This window comes from Streptomyces sp. NPDC099050 (assembly GCF_044759865.1).
Taxonomy (GTDB): Bacteria; Actinomycetota; Actinomycetes; order Streptomycetales; family Streptomycetaceae; genus Streptomyces.
The window spans coordinates 1-19165 of record NZ_JBIWAE010000012.1 but is presented as its reverse complement, the minus strand read 5'-3'; the positions used below and the strand labels follow the sequence as shown (position 1 = coordinate 19165).

The window sequence follows — 19165 nt, the reverse complement described above, 5'->3', positions numbered from 1 at the left end:
TTGAGGCCGCGTCCGGCCTTCGACGGCCCCGAACCCGGCGGCAGGCGCCCCGAACCCGGCGGCAAGCGCCTCGAGGACGTGATGGAAGCGGTGAGTCGCGGAGACAAGGACGCCTTCTCGCTCATCTACGACGCCGTGTCCAGCACCGTGTTCGGCATCGTCGTCAAAGTCGTCCGCGACCGGGCCCAGTCGGAAGAGGTGGCCCAGGAAGTCATGATCGACCTGTGGCGACAGGCTGCCCGCTACCGCCCTGAGCAGGGTTCCGTGATGACCTGGGCGGCGACCATCGCGCACCGCCGCGCCGTCGACCGGGTCCGTTCGGCCCAGGCCGCCGCCAACCGTGACCAGGCCGGCGCGATTCGCGACCGGCAGACGTCCTTCGACGAGGTCTCCGAGCAGGTCGAAACCCGCCTGGAGAGCGAGCAGGTACGCCGTTGCATGGCCGCATTGACCGAACTCCAGCGCCAGGCCGTGACCCTGGCCTACTACCGGGGACTCACCTACCGTGAAGTCGCCGAGTCCCTCCAAGCGCCCCTGCCCACCATCAAGACCCGAATGCGCGACGGACTGATCCGTCTGCGCGACTGCATGGGGGTGACCACATGAAACAGGCCCAAGACCTGCATGCCCTGACCGGCGCCTTTGCCCTGGACGCTCTCACCGGTCCAGAACACCTTGCCTTCACCGCCCACCTCGAACGCTGCGAGCCCTGCGCCCGGGAAGTCGCCGGGTTCTCAGCCGCCGCCGCCCGCCTCGCCGGAGCGGTCAGCCTCCCCGCACCCGCCCCGATGAAGCATGCGGTCATGCACCGCATCGACGGCGTCCGTCAACTGCCCCCTCCCACCCGCGCGGAGCGGCCGGTGAGGCTGCTGTCAGCCTTCACGCGCCGGATCGGGCCGCTCGCCGTCGCGGCCAGCATCGCTGCGGCAGCCTCCCTCGGCGGGGTCGCGATCTGGCAGCACCAGCAACTCCAGCAAGCACGGACACAAGCCCACCGCGCACAGGAGCAGGTCCGGGACGTGTCAGCCGTGCTGGCCGCCCCCGATACCCGCACCGTGCACGGCCGCACCAGCACCGGAGCCACCACCTCCGTGGCCACCTCCGCACGGCTGGGAAAGTCCGTGTTCGCCGCCACCGGACTGGCGTCGGCGCCCGCCGGGAAGACCTACCAGCTGTGGTTCGACGACCACGGCACGATGCGGCCGGCCGGACTCATCGACCACGACGGCACCGTCCTCATGCAGGGCGACCCCGGCCGGGCACGCGCGGTGGGACTGACCCTGGAGCCCGACGGCGGATCACCGCAGCCCACCACCAGCCCCCTCGTGCTGCTCAGCCTGCCCGCCTGACCGGCCCGGGCCGCGGTCGGCGGTCGGCACCGTCACCCTCGGTACCCGCCCCATCCGGCAGAAGAGCCTCTTCCGAGAAGGGACCAATCCGCCGGACGGAGCACAGCGAATGGAGGGTGTGAGCACCTACCGCAAGTCCCTCATCCGCGGCGCACTCGGCGCCGTGTCCGGCCTCCTGGCCGGTTACACGGCCCTGGCGGTGGCAGAGCTCGTGGCATCCGTGGTGCGGCCGCAGGCCGGACCGGTGACGGTGGTCGGCGGCGCCGCCATCGACAGGACGCCCGCCGCGGTGAAGGACTTCGCGATCCGCACCTTCGGCGAGAGCGACAAGCTGGTCCTCCAGCTCGGCATCCTCGCCGTCCTCGGGTTCCTCGGCGTCGTCCTCGGGATCCTCTCCCTGCGCCACCGGCGCACCGGAGCCGCCGGCGTCCTCCTCTTCGGCCTCATCGGCGCGGTAGCCGCGCTGAGCCGCCCCGACACCGGCGGATTCGGGGATGTCCTGCCTTCGATGGCGGGCGCCGCCGCGGGAGCCGCGATCCTGTACTTCCTCGCCGGGAAGCTCTCGCGCACACCTGCCGCCGAAGCCGGCTCCGATGGCTGGTCGCGGCGCGGCTTCCTCTTCGCCGCGTCCGTCACGGCCGTCGCCGCGACCGGCGCGGGCGCCCTGGGCCGCACCCTGACCGGCCGGCGCGCCCAGGGCGCCGTCGCCTCCCGGTCCGCCGTCGAGCTGCCCGCCCCCTCCTCCCCGGCACCGCCCCTCCCGAGGGGAGTCCAGCTGAAGGCGGAGGGCATCAGCTCCTTCACCACCCCCAACAAGGACTTCTACCGCGTGGACACCGCTCTGGTCGTCCCCAGGATCGACAGCGACACGTGGCGGCTCCGCGTCCACGGAAAGGGCGTCACCCGTTCCCGTACCTATACCTTCCAGGACCTCTTGGACCGTCCGCTCATCGAGCGGGACATCACCTTGACCTGTGTGTCCAATGAGGTCGGCGGTCCTTACATCGGCCACGCACGCTGGCTCGGCGTACGCCTGGACGACCTGCTCCGTGAGTGCGGGGTCACACCGCCGTCCCAGGGCGGCAAGGCCGATCAGCTGATCGCCCGCTCGGTGGACGGTATGACCCTGGGCTCGCCCGTCGAGGACGTCATGGACGGACGCGACGCGATCCTGGCCGTGGCCATGAACGGTGAGCCGCTGCCGTTCGAGCACGGTTTCCCCGTCCGGATGCTCGTGCCCGGTCTCTACGGCTACGTGTCCGCCTGCAAGTGGATCGAGGACATCGAGCTCACGACCTTCGACTCCTACGACGCGTACTGGGTCAAGCGCAAGTGGGCCCGCAAGGCGCCGATCAAGACGCAGGCGCGCATCGACACCCCCAAACCCTTTGCCCGGCCCACCGGCGAGACCGTCATGATCGCCGGCGTCGCCTGGGCTCAGCGCCGCGGCATCCGGCGCGTCGAAGTCCGCATCGACGACGGACCGTGGCAGGACGCGGACCTCGCCCCCCAGGCCACCGTCGATACCTGGCGCCAGTGGTCCTACCCCTGGAAGACCACACCCGGCGGCCACACCCTCACCGTCCGCGCCACCGACGGAACCGGCCAGGTGCAGACCGAGGAACGCACCCGGACCATCCCCGACGGCGCCAGCGGTTGGCACAGCGTCTTCGTCACCGCAGGTTGACCCGCGCCCGGACCGGCCGCGAGCCAGCCGGCGCCCCAGACCTTTCCTCCCTGCTCAACCCTTCGAAAACCAACAGGAGTTTCCACATGTCCAGCACGCTTCGTTTCCGTCGTACCGCTCTCGCCGTGGCCGCCGCGGCCGTTCTGCCTTTCGCTCTGTCAGCCTGCTCCGACTCGGGCAGTGACTCCGCGTCCGGATCCTCCGCGGACAAGAGCAGCGAAGCTCCCGCCGCCTCGCAGCCGGCGACGCCGGACGCGTCGATGGCCGGGGACAAGCCGTTCGGCCCGGCCTGTGCGGGGGTTCCCGCCGACGGCGCCGGCTCCTTCGACGGGATGGCCAAGGACCCGGTCGCGACCGCGGCGTCCAACAACCCGGCGCTGTCCACCCTGGTGGCGGCCGTGAAGCAGGCCGGGCTCGTCGACACCCTGAACAACGCCCAGAACATCACGGTGTTCGCGCCGACCAACGAGGCCTTCGCCAAGATCCCGAAGGCCGACCTCGACAAGGTCCTCGCCGACAAGGCCACCCTCACCAAGATCCTCACGTACCACGTGGTCGGCGAGAAGCTGACCCCGAAGCAGCTGGAGTCGGGCTCCTTCGACACCTTGGAGAAGACCAAGCTCACCACCAACGGCTCGGGCGAGGCCTACAAGGTCAACGACACCTCCAACGTCGTCTGCGGCAACGTCAAGACCGCCAACGCCAACGTCTACATCGTCGACACCGTCCTGATGCCCAAGTAACACCCGCGCACGACCCGGGGAGTCACGGGCCGGACCTCTTGCCGAGGGGTCCGGCCCGTAGTCACACCCCGACCGTCGAGACGGTCCATGGAGGAGCCTCCCCGCTGTCCCGTGGGGACACAGCGGGCCAATCCTGCGGTAGCCCCGCTACGAATCACCTACGTAGAGAATTCCGCGAGGTGAGCCCCATGACCGACGAAGAGTTCGAGAATCTCCTGGTGCAAGCGCGGGCGGAGGCACGCCAGATCACCTTCCCGGCCCCGCCGTCAGAAGACGAGGCCGAGTACGCCTTTCACCCGCAGCACGCGGAATTCGGAGGGTCCGCCCACTGACGCGCGGGGAACTCGGCCAACGAGCCGCCCTTTTTCAACCCCAGCTTCCGCTTTGTCAAGGGCCGTTGGGGGCGGGGTTGGGGTCTCAGTGAGGTCAGCGGCGGGCCAGGAGGCCTCGCTGCATGGCCACGACCACCGCGTGGGTGCGGTCGCTGACGTCCAGTTTGGCGAAGACCCTGAGCAGGTGGGTCTTGACCGTGGCCTCGGCGATGACCAGACGCCGGCCGATCTCGGCATTGGACAGGCCGTCCGCGACCGCGCCCAGCACGTCCACCTCGCGGGCGGTCAACGGCACGACGGCGGGCCTGCGCATCCGGGCCACCAGCCGCTCCGCGACCCGGGGGGCCAGGACGGTCTCGCCCCGTGCCGCGGAGTGGATGGCGTCGACGAGCTGCTCGCGGGTGGTGTCCTTGAGCAGGTATCCGATCGCCCCGGCCTCTACCGCACGCTCGATCTCCTCGTCGGTGTCGTACGTCGTCAGGATCAGCACGCGGGTGGGGGCGGGGCCGGCGACGATCTCGGCCGTGGCGCTCGCCCCGTCGAGCACCGGCATCCGCAGGTCGATCAGTGCGACGTCCGGTCGCAGGCGCTCGATCAGGTCCACGGCGGCCCGGCCGTCCCCGGCTTCGCCGATGATCTCGACGGTCGGTTCCGAGGCCAGCAGGGCGACGACTCCGGCGCGCATGACCGTGTGGTCGTCCACCACCACGACGCGCAGGGACGGTTCTGGGGTCATGTCATGCCTCATCGTTCGTGGGGATCAGGGCCAGGACGCGGGTGCCGTCCCCGACGGAGCTGGTGACCGTGAGGTCCCCGCCGAGTTCGGCCAGCCGCTTTCTCATGCCGCCGAGGCCGAACCCGTGGGCGTCCTCGACGGCGAAGCCCTGACCGTCGTCGGTGATCTCCAGCTCGACGCCGTACGGCCGTTGCGCGAGGACCACGTCCACCGTCGAGGCGGCGGCGTGCTTCCGAACGTTGGCCAGGGACTCCTGGGTGCAGCGCAGCAGTGCGATCCGGGTCGGCTGGTCGCATTCGACCTCTTCCAGGTCGGAGATCACATGGAGCCCGGTGTCCTCGGAGAAGCGGTCCAGGGTCCGGCGCAGGGTTGCCGCGACGGATCCCGGTGTGAGGCCGCTCTGCGGGGCGGCCCCGACCAGCACCCGGGCCTCGGCGAAGTTCTCCCGCGCTGTCTGCTCGATGGAGAGCAACTGCTGCGCGCTGCGCACCGGATCGGTCTCCAGACTGGAGCGGGCCGCCTCCGCCAGCACGATGATGGAGGCGAAGCCCTGGGCCAGGGTGTCGTGGATCTCCCGGGCGAGGCGTTCGCGTTCCTGCGCCGCGCCCTGGACCCGGTGGGCCGCGGCCAGGTCGATCTGGGCGCTGTCCAACTCCGCTCGAAGCTGGGCCCGTTCGTCGCGGGCCGCGAGTGCCCTCGGGGTGAGCAGAGCTATCAGGACGCTCACCGCGTAGACGGAGAGGGAGGAGACGGTGTTCGTGGTGAGGTGCTCGGCGCTCCAGCCCTGCCTCAGGGTGCCGCCGAGGGTGATCGCCGTGGCGCCCAGGCCGCTGAGGACGATCGCGGCCCGCAGGTTCTCGACGAAGATGACGAACTGCGGCAGGGCCAGGGTGTAGAGCACTCCGTATCCGTCGCGCAGGTACGAGAGGGCCGCCAGGGTGACGATCAGCACGATCAGGTGGGCGTACCCGCCGCGGACGGGATTCCCGGGCAGCCGCCTGACGAACACGTAGCTGGAGGCGAGCAGGGCCAGCAGCACGAGCGACCCGTACTTCACCGCACCGGGGAGATCGGCGAGGGCGGTGAGGAGGATCAGCAGTCCGATGACCGCCCAGGACAGGATGTCCCACCAGTGGAGCATCCATATCCAGAACGGGTCGCCGTGCCGGGGCCGTTGCAGCATGATCGTCAGCCTACGTTCTGCGGTGGGCGCACGGCGGATACGGGGCTCCCCGCACCGCGCGCTGCCGGCGGCCTGCGACGCGCGCGGCGCAGCGGGCGCCAAGCCCGGTCCCCGAGGAGGAGCAGCAGCGACGGAAGGACCATCAGCCGGACCACCACGGCGTCCAGCAGGACCGCGAGGGCGAGGCAGAAACCCATCTGCTTCATCTCGGTGAGGTGCAGGGCGACGAAGGCACCGAACACCGTCACCATCACTATGGCCGCACTGGTCACCACCTTCGCGGATCGACTGATGCCGTCGAGCACCGCCTCGCGGGCGGTCATCCCGTTGTCCATCGCCTCCTTGATGCGGCTGACGACGAACACCTGGTAGTCCATGGAAAGTCCGAAGAGGATGACGAAGAGGAACAGCGGGACCCTGGAGGCGATCGCGCCGAGGGAGTCGAAGCCCAGGAGGCCTTCCGCCCATGTCCCCTGGAAGGTGACGACGAGAGCGCCGAGGGCTGCCCCGGCCGACAGCAGGTTGAGGAGCACCCCGATCAGGGCGATGACGACCGAACGGAAGGCCCAGAGGGTCATCAGGAAGGTCGTCAGCAGCAGGAACCCGAGGACCAGGGGGAGTTTGCCGTTCTCGTGATCCACATAGTCACGGCCACGGGCCACGTCTCCCGATACGGCCGTCTCGGCTCCCACCAGCGCGCCGGTCGTCGCGGGCAGGTGCTCATGGCGGAGCCGGGTCAGAGAGGCGACACCCTCCTGCGAGGTGGCGGGGAACGGAACGGCCAGCTCAAGTACGCTGATCCGGCCGTCGGCCGAGGCGAGGATCTTCGGCTCGGCAGTCTTGTGGAAGAGCGGATCGTTCTGGGTGCGCCGGCCGAGCTCCGTCAGGGCCTCACGGACCTCACCGGCGCGCTCAGGGGTGGACCGGACGCTCACCCGGTGCTGGGTGGTCAGTTCGGGGAAGGCCGCGTTGAGCCGGTCGTAGACCTGCATGGCGGGGATGTCCCGGGAGAAGGTGTCCCGGCCCGGATCGACCAGTTTCAGGCCGAACGCGGGTGCGGCCAGGCCCAGCATGACGAGAACGGAAACGGACAGGGTGAGCAGGGGCCGCTTGCGGGCAGGGCTCAGCACGGCGCCGGACAGCCGTCCGGTCTTCGCGCGGGCTTCGTGACCGCGACGGCCCGCACGCCGCGGCCACGGCAGCGATACACGGGGCTGCTCGCCCCGCAGGGCGCGGCGTTCCGCGGCGCGGGCCGCCCGGCGCTCGGTGCGGTGCCCGATCTTCACCAGCAACGCGGGTAGCACGGTCAGCGAGCTGGCGACGGCCACCGCGACGACGAGGATGGTTCCGGTCGCCAGGGACGAGAAGATGACGTCGGTGGCCAGGTAGAGGGAAGCGGTGGACACGATCACGGCGAGCCCGGAGACCACGATGGCCCGTCCCGCGGTCGCGGCCGCCAGCTCGACCAGGGCTTCGGAACTCAGCCGCCCCTGGGCGCGGGCCCGCTCCTCGCGCTCCCGCTCCAGGTAGAAGAGGGTGTAGTCGACACCGACGGCGAGCCCGATCAGCAGAATCATGTTGGTGCCGACGCCGGGATCGGGCAGGACATGGGAGGCGACCATGGACAGCCCGAGGGCGGCCGCGATCGAGGAGAGCGCGAGGAGCAACGGGACGCCCGCCATCACGACGGAGCCGAACACGAGCAGCAGGGTCACAAGGGTGATGGGCAGCGTGAGGCGCTCGGACAGGGCCAGGTCCTTGCCCCGCTGGTCATTGACCCCCTTGCTGATGGCGGGGGAGCCGGTCTCCTCCACGATCAGGCCGGGATGGGCGGCGGCCACCTGCGCGGTCTGCTCCAGGAGCGGAACGACGTTCTTCTTCCCGTCCAGCTCGGGGCCCTTCATGACCACGGCCACCATCAGGGCCGTGCCGTCCCGGGAGCGGAGGGGAGCGGCGACACGGTCGACCCCGGGCAGTCGGCGCATGCGCTCGCTGACGTCCTGAGCGGCCACGCCGGCCGCCGCCGGGTCCAGGGGGCCGGACCGGGAGCGGATGAGTATCTGCTCGGTGGGTCTGCGCTCCAGACCGCCTTCGGCGGCGATCGCTTCGGCGCGGCCGGCCTCGCCGACACGGAAGTCCTCGGAGGCGGCCTGGTGGGTGCCGACGGCGATGCCGGTGCCGAGGCAGAGGATGACGAAGGCGAACCAGCAGGCGATCGCTCGGCCTGCGTGCCGGGCGCTCCATCGGGCGATTCTGACAGGTAGTCGGTTCATGCTTGGATCATGCGCGTCGGGGTGTGGCGGGCATGACGTCCAGCAGACTGAACTTCTTGTCCACCGGTCGGTGGACACCCGAATGACCCACCAGGTCGGCGGCGCGGGCGACTCGGGACGGGAGTGCGAACTGTGCGCTCAGGCACGGTTATTGGAGTGGTTCGGCGCGGCTCGGCCGGTAGCGTAGGACGATGGATTCGGTACAGGTCAGGCCGGCGCGAGAGGAAGACCTCCGGTCGGCGGAGCGCGCCTCGGCGGTGCTGTTCTTCGAGGCCGACCACGGATCCCGAGCTCGGTGGCGAGGTCGCGGAGCCTCACGCTCCCGTGCTCCCGTGCTCCCGCACGAGCCGCATCACCCTCTCGTGCCGCTCCTCCACCCGCTCCCGCATGTGATCTCCCTTGACCCCTCGGGCTGCTTCAGCCTAGCGTGATCAGAGGCCCATAGAAAGCGCTTTCTATGCGGGGGCTTCTTCCTGCCGGAGCCCCTGTCCGCCGACGAGTCGAGCACTACCGGAAGTCACCCGGACGTCACCTGAAGTCACCGAAAGAGAGCGCCCAACGTGAAGCCACCGCAGCCGCCGATCACGACGCTGACCACGGACGAGACGGGCTTCCTGCGCAACGGCCGCCCCCACCGGATCGTTTCCGCGGCCATCCACTACTTCCGGGTGCACCCCGGCCTCTGGGCCGACCGCCTGCTGCGCCTGCGCGCGATGGGCGTGAACACCGTCGAGACCTACGTGGCCTGGAACGTCCACGAGCCCAGCCCCGGCGCGTTCACCTTCGACGGGCCGAACGACGTCGCGGCCTTCATCCGGACCGCCGGCGACCTCGGACTCGACGTCATCGTCCGGCCGGGCCCCTACATCTGCGCCGAATGGGACTTCGGCGGACTGCCCGGATGGCTGCTGGCCGACCGTACGATGCGGCTCCGCCGCCGCGACCCCGCGTACCTGGCCGCCGTGGACGCGTGGTTCGACACCCTGGCCCCCGTCCTGATCCCCCTCCTCGGCAGCCGGGGCGGGCCGGTCGTGGCGGTGGGCGTCGAGAACGAGTACGGCAGCTTCGGCAACGACACCGGCTATCTGGAGCACCTCCGCGACGGCCTGGTCCGACGGGGCCTCGACTGCCTGCTGTTCACCACCGACGGGGCCGACCACGGGTTCCAGCTCGGCGGCCGCATCCCCGGCGTCCTGACCACCGGAACCTTCGGCTCGCGCCCCGAGAGCTCGCTCGCCACCCTGCGCGCGTACCAGCCGCAAGGGCCGCTGGTCTGTGTGGAGTACTGGCACGGCTGGTTCGACCACTGGGGCGAGCCGCACCACACGCGCGACCCGCAGGACGCCGCCGCCACCCTGGACAGCCTGCTCGCCGCGGGTGCCTCGGTGAACATCTACATGGGTCACGGCGGCACCAACTTCGGCTGGTGGAACGGAGCCAACCACGACGGCACCACCTACCAGCCCGACGTGACCAGCTACGACTACGACGCCCCCGTCGGCGAGGCCGGCGAACTCACCCGGAAGTTCCACCTCTTCCGCGAGGTCATCGGGCGTCACACCGCCCCCGTCACCCATGAGCTCCCCGCCCTGCCCCCGCGCGTGGCGCCCCAACTGCTCACCGTGGACGGGCGCGTCTCACTGGCCGACTCACTGGACGCCCTGTCCAAGCCCGTTCACCACGTCGAACCGCTGACCATGGAGGAAGCGGGCCAGTCCCTGGGCCTGATCCACTACCGGACCCGCCTGCGGGGCCCCCTGCCCGAATCGGCCCTGCGCATCGACGGACTCGCCGACCGGGCCCAGGTCTTCCTGGACGGGCGCGAGATCGGGCTGCTGGAACGGGACGAGCCGCAGGCGGCGCTGACCGTCGCCGTGCCCGACGGGGGAGCGGAGCTCGACATCCTGGTGGAGAACCAGGGGCGGATCAACTACGGTCCGCTGCTGGCCGATCGCAAGGGCATCCGCGACGGAGTACGGCTGGACAACCAGTACCAGTTCGGCTGGGAGATCAGGCCGCTGCCCCTCGACGACCTCACGGGACTCGCGTTCGGCCACGGCGAGCCCGCCGACGGCCCGTCCTTCCACCGGGTCACCGTCGAACTGGACTCCGCGGCCGACGCGTTCATCGCCCTCCCCGGGTGGACCAAGGGCATGGTCTGGCTGAACGGCTTCGCCCTGGGCCGGTTCTGGGAGCGCGGCCCGCAGAAGACCCTGTACGCACCGGGTCCCCTGTGGCGCGCAGGCGAGAACACCCTGGTGATCCTCGAACTCCACCGCCCCGGGACCGCCGTGGAACTCCGCGACGCACCCGACCTCGGCACGGAGGCGCCCGCACCCATTCCGGTCTGGTAGCCGGGCCGACGGCGCGCGAGCCCGGCAGGGCCGGATGGGCCACGGCCCACCGGACTGCGGCCGTGTCGCAGCCGGAGGCGGTGGGGGCCCTGTCATCGTGGGCCACCGCGTCCGTCTTCCCTGGGAGGTACCTCCGTGTCCCGACGCCCGCACGGCCACTCCGGTCGGATCCGTCCGTCGCTGCGCCTGGCCGCCGCCACCGCCGCGTGCGGCGCCCTGCTCGCCGTCACCGTGCAGCCCGCCCAGGCCGGAGCGGACCGCAATCCGCCCTCCGGGGGCGCGCTCCACCAGGAGCTGCGGCAGCTCGTGGAGCGGCCCGACGGGCCCCCGGGGGTCATCGCCGTCCTGCGCGACGGCGACCGTACGGAGGTCTTCCGGGCGGGCGTGGCCGACGTGGAGAGCGGCCGGCCGCCGCGGGCCACGGACCACATGCGGATCGCCAGCGTCGCCAAGGCCTTCAGTGGAGCGGTGGCCCTCGTGCTCGTCGACCGCGGCCGGCTGCGGCTCGACGACACGATCGGCGAGGTGCTGCCCGGACAGCCGGACGCGTGGCATGGTGTGACGCTCCGCCAACTCCTCAATCACACCAGCGGGTTGCCGGACTACTCGTCCTCCCGGGCGTTCATCGACATCGTCTCCCGGGACCCCCGTCACCGCTTCGACTCCCGCCGACTGCTGGAGTTCGTAGCCGACGAGGACCTCGGCTTCCCGCCGGGCAGCCGCTACGCCTACTCCAACTCCGACAACATCGCCGTCGCCCTCATGGCCGAGGCCGCCACCGGACGCCGGTACGAGACGCTGCTGCGCGAGCTCGTCTACGAGCCGCTGGGCCTGCGGGCCACGAGCCTGCCCCAGGGCCACCGGCTGCCCACCCCCTTCCTGCACGGCTACCAGATCGATCCGCGGGAAGGGCCCGTCGACGTCAGCGAGGCCGTGGGCGCCTCGGGCGCCTGGGCGTCCGGCGGGATCGTCTCGACGCCGAAGGACCTGACCGCGTTCATCAGGGGCTACGCGGGCGGCGCCCTCGTCTCGGAGCGCACCCGGCGCCAGCAGTTCCGGTTCATCCCGGGCGCCCTGTCCCAGCCCCCCGGCCCCGGCCGCACCGAGGCGGGCCTGGCGATCTTCCGCTACACCACCCGCTGCGGAACGGTTTACGGCCACACCGGCAACACGGCCGGTTACACGCAGCTCGTCGCGGCCACGGCGGACGGCCGGCGGTCGTTGACCTTCTCGATCACCACGCAGACGTCCCTCACCATCAATCCGGACCTGCTCGAACAGGTCCGGGAGGTCCAGGAGGACTTCGTCTGCGCCCTGCTGCGCAAGTGAGGACGCGCGCCCGCGGTTCCCGCGGGTGCGCGCTCCACCCCCATGGGGGAAGCTGGGAAGACGCCGGTGGTGCCGGAGCCGGGCACAGCGGCAAGGGCAAGGGCAAGGAAGGTCTTCCGTGAACGTTTCCGCAGGTGAGCGCCCCGCACACGCATCCCGGCGCACGGCGCGGACGGCCACCCTGCTGTGCGCGGTGGCGGCGATGACGGCCGCCGTGCTCCCGGCCTCCGCGGCACCGGCCCGGGAGCCCGCCCGGGACCCGGCCCCGGATCCGGTCGTGGTCGTCGACTGCTTCTCGCAGGCCCAGATGCGCCCCGCCGAGTACCTCCTCGCCTGCGGCGACGGGAACAACCGGCTCGTCCGGCTCCGCTGGAACACCTGGGGGCCGGCCAGCGCCACGGCCACCGGCACCGACATGGTCAACGACTGCCGCCCGTACTGCGCTGCCGGCCGCTTCCGGGCCTACCCGGTCACGGTGACCCTGGGCGATCCGCAGCCCTGGCCCGAGCACCCCGACCTCCGCCGCTTCACCACGATCCGGCTCCTCTACACCGACACCGCACCGGAACCGGTCCCCAAGGACGTGACCTACAAGCTGGTGTACTGACGCTGGCCCCGGGCTCCCCACGGGATACGGTCGGCGGCATGGACCTTGATCGACAAGGGTGGAGCCCGACCCTGCTGAGCGGGGCGGTGTTCGCCGTCTGCATGGCCGGCACCACGCTGCCGACCCCCCTCTACGGGCTCTACCAGGAGAAGTTCGGCTTCTCCGCGCTGATGGTCACCGTGGTGTACGCCGTGTACGCCTTCGGGGTGATCGGCGTCCTGCTGCTGGCGGGCAACGCCTCCGACGCCGTGGGCCGGCGGCCGGTGCTGCTGGCGGGACTGGGCTTCGCCGCGGCGAGCGCCGTCTGCTTCCTGTGCGCCGACGGGATGCCCTGGCTGTACGCGGGACGGCTGCTGTCCGGTCTGTCCGCCGGCCTGTTCACCGGGGCCGCCACGGCGTACGTGATGGAGCTGGCACCGCCCGGCGGTGCCTCACGGGCCACCTTCGTCGCGACGGCCGCCAACATGGGCGGACTGGGCTGCGGCCCGCTGCTCGCCGGGGTCCTCGCGGAGTACGCCTCCTGGCCGCTGTACCTGCCCTTCGTGGTGCACCTCGGGCTCGTGGCGGGCGCGGCCGTCATCCTGCTGATCCTCCCGGAGACCGTGCGCGAGCGCCGGGCGCTGAGCACCGTACGACCGCAGCGGCCCGCGCTGCCCCCGCAGGTCCGGGCGGTGTTCGGGCCGGCCGCGACCGCCGCGTTCGTGGGCTTCGCCTTGTTCGGGGTGTTCACCTCCGTCAGCCCGGCGTTCCTCGCGGAGTCCCTGGACGTGCACAACCGGGCCGTGAGCGGGCTGGTGGTCGCCCTGGCCTTCTTCGCCTCCACCGCCGGGCAGCTGGCCGTCGGCCGCGTCGGGGTGGAGCGCTCGCTGCCGCTGGGGTGCGCCGTGCTGCTCGCGGGACTGGCGCTGCTCGCGGGCGCGCTGTGGTGGGACCTGCTGGCGCTGGTGGTGCTGAGCGCGCTCGTCGGCGGACTCGGGCAGGGGCTGGCCTTCCGAGGGGCCCTGTCCGCGGTGGCCGGGGCGTCACCCGCCGACCAGCGGGCAGCCGTGATCTCCACGCTGTTCCTGGTGGCGTACACGGGCATCTCGCTGCCGGTGATCGGCGTGGGACTGCTGGAGGGCCCCCTCGGGCTCGAGGGCGCGGGACTGGTGTTCATCGCCTGCATGGCGGTGCTCGTCGTGGGCGCGGCCGGTTACCTGCTCAGGCGCCCGGTGCGGGCCGCCGCGAACTGAGCGTACGGAGCCTCCCGGCCCGGCTCGGCCCGCCCGCCGGCGCGGGCGGCGCGTGCGCCCGCGAGGACTCACGCGCTGCCGGCGACCGTGGGGTACGGCACCTCGGCAAGGGTGCTCGGGACCGCCCAGTGGCGGTCCTGTTCGAAGGTGCGGAGCAGGTCCGCCGCGACGCTGACCGCGATCGTGGCGGGCTCCTTTCCGGTGATGTCGGCCAGTCCGATCGGGCTCGTGATCCGGTCGATGGTGCCGGCGTCGTGACCACCCTCCGCCGCCAGGCGCTGCCGGAACCGCGACCACTTCGCGGACGAGCCGATCAGGCCGATGGAGCCGAGACCGTCGGTGCGCAGGGCGGCGTCGCACAGCGCGGCGTCCTCGGCGTGATCGTGCGTCATGATCAGCACGTGGGTGCCGGGCGGCAGCTCCCCGAGCACCGTTTCCGGCAGCAGCGGGGTGTGGTGGACGTGGACCTGCGCCACCGCGTCGGCCAGCACGCCGAGCCGTTCTTCGGCCAGCATGTCGGGGCGGCTGTCGACGAGGTGCAGGTCGAGGTCCTGACGGGCCAGGATGCGCGCCAGTTCCAGCCCGACGTGCCCGACGCCGAAAACGGCCACCGCCTGGACCACCGGCAGCGGTTCGAGCAGCACGGTGACGGCCCCGCCGCAGCACTGCACGCCGTGCCGGCTGGTGACCTTGTCGTTCAGGGCGAACTCCATCAGCTCCGGCTCCGGATCGGCCGCGCCGTTCAGCTCGCGCGCCCGGTCGATGGCGACGGCCTCGATGTTGCCCCCGCCGATCGACCCCCAGGTCCCGGTCCGCCCCACGACGAGCTTGGCACCGGCCCGACGGGGCGCGTGGCCGCGCACGGTCGCGACGGTCACGAGCACACCGGGTTCCCGGCGTGCCCGCAACCGCGCGACCGCGGCGACCCAGCTCATGTCAGACATCGCTCAAGGCGCCTGCATCGGCGCCTGCATCGGCACCGGCACCGGCACGGACCCCGATGCCTTCGGACGACCGCCCGCCCCGGCGGGCTCCTTCGATCGCCCAGTACACCGCTTCCGGCGTGGCCGGCGAGGCGAGCTCCACGCTGATTCCGGCGGGCCCGAACTCCGCGGCCGCCTGCCGCAGGGCCTCCCGCACCGAGAAGGCCAGCATCAGCGGGGGCTCGCCGACCGCCTTGGACCCGTAGACCGCGCCCTCCTCGGTGGCGTTCTCCATCAGCCTGACGTTGAACTCCTCGGGCATCTCCGAGAAGCTCGGCAGCTTGTAGGTGCTCGCGGCCTGGGTCAGCAGCCGGCCGCGGTTCGGGCCGTCGCCGGAGTCCCAGCGCATGTCCTCCAGCGTCAGCCAGCCCGCGCCCTGGACGAAACCGCCCTCGACCTGACCGATGTCGATCATCGGCGAGAGGCTGTCGCCCACATCGTGGACGATGTCCACGCGCCGGATCCGGTACGCGCCGGTGAAGCCGTCCACTTCCACCTCGGTCGCGGCGGCCCCGTAGGAGAAGTACTTGAACGGCGAGCCGTGGAACGCCTTCGCGTCCCAGTGCAGGCCCTCGGTCCGGTAGAAGCCGGCCGCCGAGAGCTGGACCCGCTGGAAGTAGGCGGTACGGACCAGGTCGTCCCAGGCCAGCTCCTTGTCGACGCCCAGGGCGCGCGCGACGCCCTCGACGATGCGCACGTCCGAGGCGTTCGTACCCAGCTGCGTGCCGGCCACCTGGAGCAGCCGCTCGCGGATCTGCTCGCAGGCGTTCTTCACCGCCGCGCCGTTGAGGTCCGCACCCGCACTGGCGGCGGTCGCCGAGGTGTTGGGCACCTTGTCGGTGCGCGTCGGGGCCAGCCGTACCTTGTGCAGCGGGATGCCGAGCGTGGTCGCGGCCACCTGCAGCATCTTGGTGTGCAGGCCCTGGCCCATCTCGGTGCCGCCGTGGTTGATCAGGACGGAGCCGTCCTTGTAGACCAGCACCAGCGCGCCGGCCTGGTTGAAGGCGGTGAGGTTGAAGGAGATGCCGAACTTGATCCCGGTCATCGCGAGCGCCCGCTTGGTGTGCGGGTGCGCGGCGTTGAAGGCCGCGATCTCGCGCCGGCGATCGGCCAGGGCGGCGTCCTCCCGGACCTGCTGCCAGATGGCGGAGATCCGCTCGGGGTGGGGGACCGGCTGCCCGTACGGCGTCGACTGGCCCTGCCGGTAGAAGTTGCGCTCGCGCAGCTCCATCGGATCCAGGCCGAGCAGCGGCGCGCAGCGGCCCATGATGTCCTCGATCACCAGCATGCCCTGGGGTCCGCCGAAACCGCGGAAGGCGGTGTTGGAGACCTTGTTGGTCTTGGCGATGCGGCCGGCGACGCGGGCGTTGGGGATCCAGTAGGTGTTGTCGATGTGGCAGAGCGCGCGGGCCACCACGGGCTCGGACAGGTCCAGGCTCCAGCCGCCGTCGGCGGTCAGGGTGGCGTCCAGGGCCTGGATGCGGCCCTCGGCGTCGAAGCCGATCTTCCACGTGGCGTGGAACCCGTGGCGCTTGCCGGACATGGTCAGGTCCTGGGTCCGGTTGAGCCGTACCCGGACCGGCCGGCCGGTGAGCCTGGCGCCGAGCGCGGCCACCGCCGCGAACCCGTGCGGCTGCATCTCCTTGCCGCCGAAGCCGCCGCCCATCCGCAGGCACTGCACGGTCACCTCGTGACTGTGCAGGCCGAGTACGTGGGCGACGATCTCCTGGGTCTCCGAGGGATGCTGGGTGCTGCTCTGGACGAACATCTGCCCGTTCTCGTCCAGGAGGGCGAGCGCCGCGTGCGTTTCGAGATAGAAGTGTTCCTGGTCGGAGAACTGGAACTCCCCGGAGAACACGTGTGCGGAGTCCTCGAAGCCGGCCTCGACGTCACCGGTCTCCATCCGGGGCCGGGCGCCGTGGAAGTTCTCGCTCTCGATCGCCTCCCGCAAGGTGATCACGGAGGGTTCTTCGTCGAGTTCCACCTCGACGGCCGCCGCACCGAGGCGGGCCGCCTCCACGCTCTCGCCCAGGACCCAGGCGACCGCGTGGCCGTGGAACATGACCGTGTCGGGGAACAGCGGTTCGTCGTGCTTCATCCCGGCGTCGTTGACGCCGGGCACGTCGGCCCCCGTCAGTACGCGGACCACGCCCGGCACGGCCAGCGCGGGCTCGGTGCGCAGCGCCGTGATCCTGCCGTGGGCCTTCATGACCTGGACCGGGTAGGCGTGCAGGACGTCCTTGGTGCGGTGGACCAGGTCGTCGGTGTAGAGCGCCGCTCCGGTGACGTGCAGGTTCGCACTCTCGTGCGGCATCGACAGACCGACGACGGGCTTTTCGGGACGCTCGGACAACTGGCTCATGACGACACCGCCTCGGTGGTTTGCGCGTACAGCTTGTTCAGGCTCTGGCCGAGCATCGCGGAGCGGTAGAGGGCGCTGGCGCGGTGGTCGTCCATCGGGGTGCCTTCGGCCCGCAGGACCCGGGCCGCGGCCTCGACGGTCTCGGCCGTCCAGGCCTTGCCCTCCAGGGCGGCCTCGGTGGTGAGAGCGCGGATCGGAGTGGCGGCCACGCCGCCCAGGCCGATCCGCGCCTTGCGGACGATCCCGTCCTCGATGTCGAGGGCGAAGGCGACCGCCACGCTGGAGATGTCGTCGAAGCGCCGCTTGGCGATCTTGTGGAAGGCGGTGACCGGCGACAGCGGCAGCGGAACGCGCACCGCGCGGATCAGTTCGCCGGGGCGGCGCACGCTCTGCCGGTAGCCGGTGAAGTACTCGGCCAGGGGGACCTCGCGCTCGCCATCGGCGCCGGCCAGCAGCAGCGAGGCCTCCAGCGCGAGCAGCACCGGCGGGCTGTCGCCGATGGGGGAGCCGGTGCCCAGGTTGCCGCCGAGGGTCGCACTGTTGCGGATCAGCCGGGACGCGAACTGCGGGAAGAGCTCCGCCAGGAGCGGGACGCTGCCGTCGAGGCGGCGTTCGATCTCGGTCAGCGTCTGCGCCGCTCCGATCTCGATGTGGTCGGACTCCACGCGCAGTTCCCGCAGTTCGGGCAGCCGGTCGACCGCGACCACGCAACCCGCCCGGCGGGAGCGGATGTTCACCTCCACGCCCCAGTCGGTACTGCCGGCGACCACCACGGCCTCGGGCCGCTCGCGCAGCAGACGCACCGTCTCCGCGAGCGTGCCGGGCCGCAGGAACGCGCTGTCGCCCCGGGTGTATTCGGTGGCGACGGCTTCGGGCGGGGACTGCTCGCGACGCTGTGCCAAGGCGTCGTCCTCGGCGGGCGCGCCGACGGCGAACGCAGCGTCACGGATGGGGCGGTAGCCGGTGCAGCGGCAGAGGTTCCCGCTCAGCGCGTGCAGGTCGAAGCCGTTCGGCCCGTGCTCGGAGTCGGCGTGGGAATCGGAGTCGGAGTCGATGGCGTGAGCCGGGTCCGCGACCGTGTCCGCGGCCGTGTCCGCGGCCGTGTCCGCGTGTGCGCAGCGGTCCGGCCGGTAGTACTCGGAGGCCATGCTGCAGATGAACCCCGGTGTGCAGTAACCGCATTGGGAGCCGCCGCGGACGGCCATCTCCTGCTGTACGGGGTGCAGTGCGGTCGCCGCGCCGGAAGCGTCGACGGTGGCGAGGCCCTCGGAGGTGACGACCTCCTGACCGTCGAGCGCCAGGGCCGGAACCAGGCAGGCGTTGACCGCCACCCAGTCGGTGGGCTTGTTCACCCCGGGCCGGGCCACCAGCACCGAACAGGCACCGCATTCACCCTCGGCGCAGCCCTCCTTGGTGCCGGTGAGGCCGCGGTCGCGCAGGAAGTCCAGCACCGTGGTGTGGGCTGCGGCCGGAGCGATCGGTGTCTCTTTCCCGTTGACCGTGATGCGCGCCGCTACCACGGTGCGTCCCCGTTCCGGGGCGCGGTCGATCGGACTGTGCTAGTCGCCATGTGCAGGAGCTTTCTCGTTCAGTGGTCGCGGCTCGATAACCGGGAGCGCGACAGATCGGCACACAACGAAGTGCCGTAAGCCTGGCAGGGGTGGTGAAGGAGATGGTGGTACGAAAAACCCCCGGGGCCGCGAAAGGGCACGCCGGGGAAGGGCCGCTTCAGCAGCCGTGTGCCACTCGACCCGGAGCCCAGGCGGTCTGGTGGGTGAGGCGAAGCGGTGCGGAGATGGTGGACATCCGGCTTCGCCCCCTTCCAGTGGCTCACGAGTTGGTGCGGTAGAAGCTACGTGCCGAAGGTTGATCGGTCAAGCATCAATTAGGACGATTCCATCCCTGATCTTGCGTGGGTATCCCCGGCTTCAGCCGGGGAGGGAAACGCATCCTTGAGCGGAGGCGCGAAGCGCCGGAGTTCGCTGCGCCTCCGTC

15 protein-coding genes are annotated in these 19165 nt (G+C 71.2%); 9 read left to right on the top strand and 6 right to left on the bottom strand.

Annotated elements, in window-relative coordinates:
- The 5 genes from sigK (at nt 1) to ACIQV3_RS20810 (ending at nt 4111) form a co-directional block, all read left to right on the top strand.
- Nucleotides 1-606 carry an ECF RNA polymerase sigma factor SigK gene (sigK, locus tag ACIQV3_RS20830; RefSeq protein WP_403713887.1) on the top strand — a complete coding sequence of 202 codons (606 nt, stop codon included), beginning with the start codon at nt 1-3 and terminating at the stop codon, nt 604-606.
- On the top strand, nt 603-1349 hold the full coding sequence (locus tag ACIQV3_RS20825) for an anti-sigma factor domain-containing protein (RefSeq protein WP_403713886.1): 747 nt from the start codon (nt 603-605) through the stop codon (nt 1347-1349). The genes sigK and ACIQV3_RS20825 overlap by 4 nt, the downstream gene beginning before the upstream one ends.
- 109 nt (nt 1350-1458) lie before the next feature.
- A complete protein-coding gene (locus ACIQV3_RS20820; RefSeq protein ID WP_403713885.1) occupies nt 1459-3036 on the top strand; it encodes a molybdopterin-dependent oxidoreductase in 1578 nt (525 codons plus the stop codon).
- Between the two features lie 86 nt (nt 3037-3122).
- On the top strand, nt 3123-3779 hold the full coding sequence (locus ACIQV3_RS20815; RefSeq protein WP_403713884.1) for a fasciclin domain-containing protein: 657 nt from the start codon (nt 3123-3125) through the stop codon (nt 3777-3779).
- A 188-nt stretch (nt 3780-3967) separates the two neighbouring features.
- A complete protein-coding gene (locus ACIQV3_RS20810; protein WP_403713883.1) occupies nt 3968-4111 on the top strand; it encodes a hypothetical protein in 144 nt (47 codons plus the stop codon).
- 94 nt (nt 4112-4205) lie between these two features.
- Here ACIQV3_RS20810 and ACIQV3_RS20805 read toward each other — a convergent pair whose 3' ends face one another.
- The 3 genes from ACIQV3_RS20805 to ACIQV3_RS20795 are packed head-to-tail and all read right to left on the bottom strand — an operon-like array spanning nt 4206 to nt 8303.
- A complete protein-coding gene (locus ACIQV3_RS20805) occupies nt 4206-4847 on the bottom strand; it encodes a response regulator (RefSeq protein ID WP_403713882.1) in 642 nt (213 codons plus the stop codon).
- 1 nt (nt 4848) lies between these two features.
- Entirely contained in the window at nt 4849-6030 is a 1182-nt protein-coding gene (locus ACIQV3_RS20800) for a sensor histidine kinase (RefSeq protein ID WP_403713881.1), read from the bottom strand.
- A gap of 5 nt (nt 6031-6035) precedes the next feature.
- A complete protein-coding gene (locus ACIQV3_RS20795; protein ID WP_403713880.1) occupies nt 6036-8303 on the bottom strand; it encodes an MMPL family transporter in 2268 nt (755 codons plus the stop codon).
- A gap of 560 nt (nt 8304-8863) precedes the next feature.
- On the opposite strand from ACIQV3_RS20795, the gene ACIQV3_RS20790 reads away from it, so the two are divergent.
- From ACIQV3_RS20790 to ACIQV3_RS20775, 4 genes are all read left to right on the top strand, one after another.
- On the top strand, nt 8864-10657 hold the full coding sequence (locus ACIQV3_RS20790) for a beta-galactosidase family protein (RefSeq protein WP_403713879.1): 1794 nt from the start codon (nt 8864-8866) through the stop codon (nt 10655-10657).
- Between the two features lie 135 nt (nt 10658-10792).
- Nucleotides 10793-11986, top strand: a complete 1194-nt coding sequence (locus ACIQV3_RS20785) for a serine hydrolase domain-containing protein (RefSeq protein WP_403713878.1) — start codon at nt 10793-10795, stop codon at nt 11984-11986.
- Nucleotides 11987-12104: 118 nt separating this feature from the next.
- Complete coding sequence (locus tag ACIQV3_RS20780; RefSeq protein WP_403713877.1) at nt 12105-12593, top strand: hypothetical protein; 489 nt, start codon at nt 12105-12107, stop codon at nt 12591-12593.
- A 38-nt stretch (nt 12594-12631) separates the two neighbouring features.
- On the top strand, nt 12632-13825 hold the full coding sequence (locus tag ACIQV3_RS20775; RefSeq protein WP_403713876.1) for an MFS transporter: 1194 nt from the start codon (nt 12632-12634) through the stop codon (nt 13823-13825).
- Between the two features lie 68 nt (nt 13826-13893).
- Here the strand turns inward: ACIQV3_RS20775 and xdhC are convergent, their stop codons facing one another.
- The 3 genes from xdhC to ACIQV3_RS20760 are packed head-to-tail and all read right to left on the bottom strand — an operon-like array spanning nt 13894 to nt 18690.
- Entirely contained in the window at nt 13894-14760 is an 867-nt protein-coding gene (gene xdhC / locus ACIQV3_RS20770) for a xanthine dehydrogenase accessory protein XdhC (RefSeq protein ID WP_403714131.1), read from the bottom strand.
- Nucleotide 14761: 1 nt separating this feature from the next.
- Complete coding sequence (gene xdhB, locus ACIQV3_RS20765; RefSeq protein WP_403713875.1) at nt 14762-17170, bottom strand: xanthine dehydrogenase molybdopterin binding subunit; 2409 nt, start codon at nt 17168-17170, stop codon at nt 14762-14764.
- Complete coding sequence (locus tag ACIQV3_RS20760; RefSeq protein ID WP_403713874.1) at nt 17167-18690, bottom strand: xanthine dehydrogenase small subunit; 1524 nt, start codon at nt 18688-18690, stop codon at nt 17167-17169. The genes xdhB and ACIQV3_RS20760 overlap by 4 nt, the downstream gene beginning before the upstream one ends.
- Between the last annotated feature and the right edge of the window lie 475 nt (nt 18691-19165).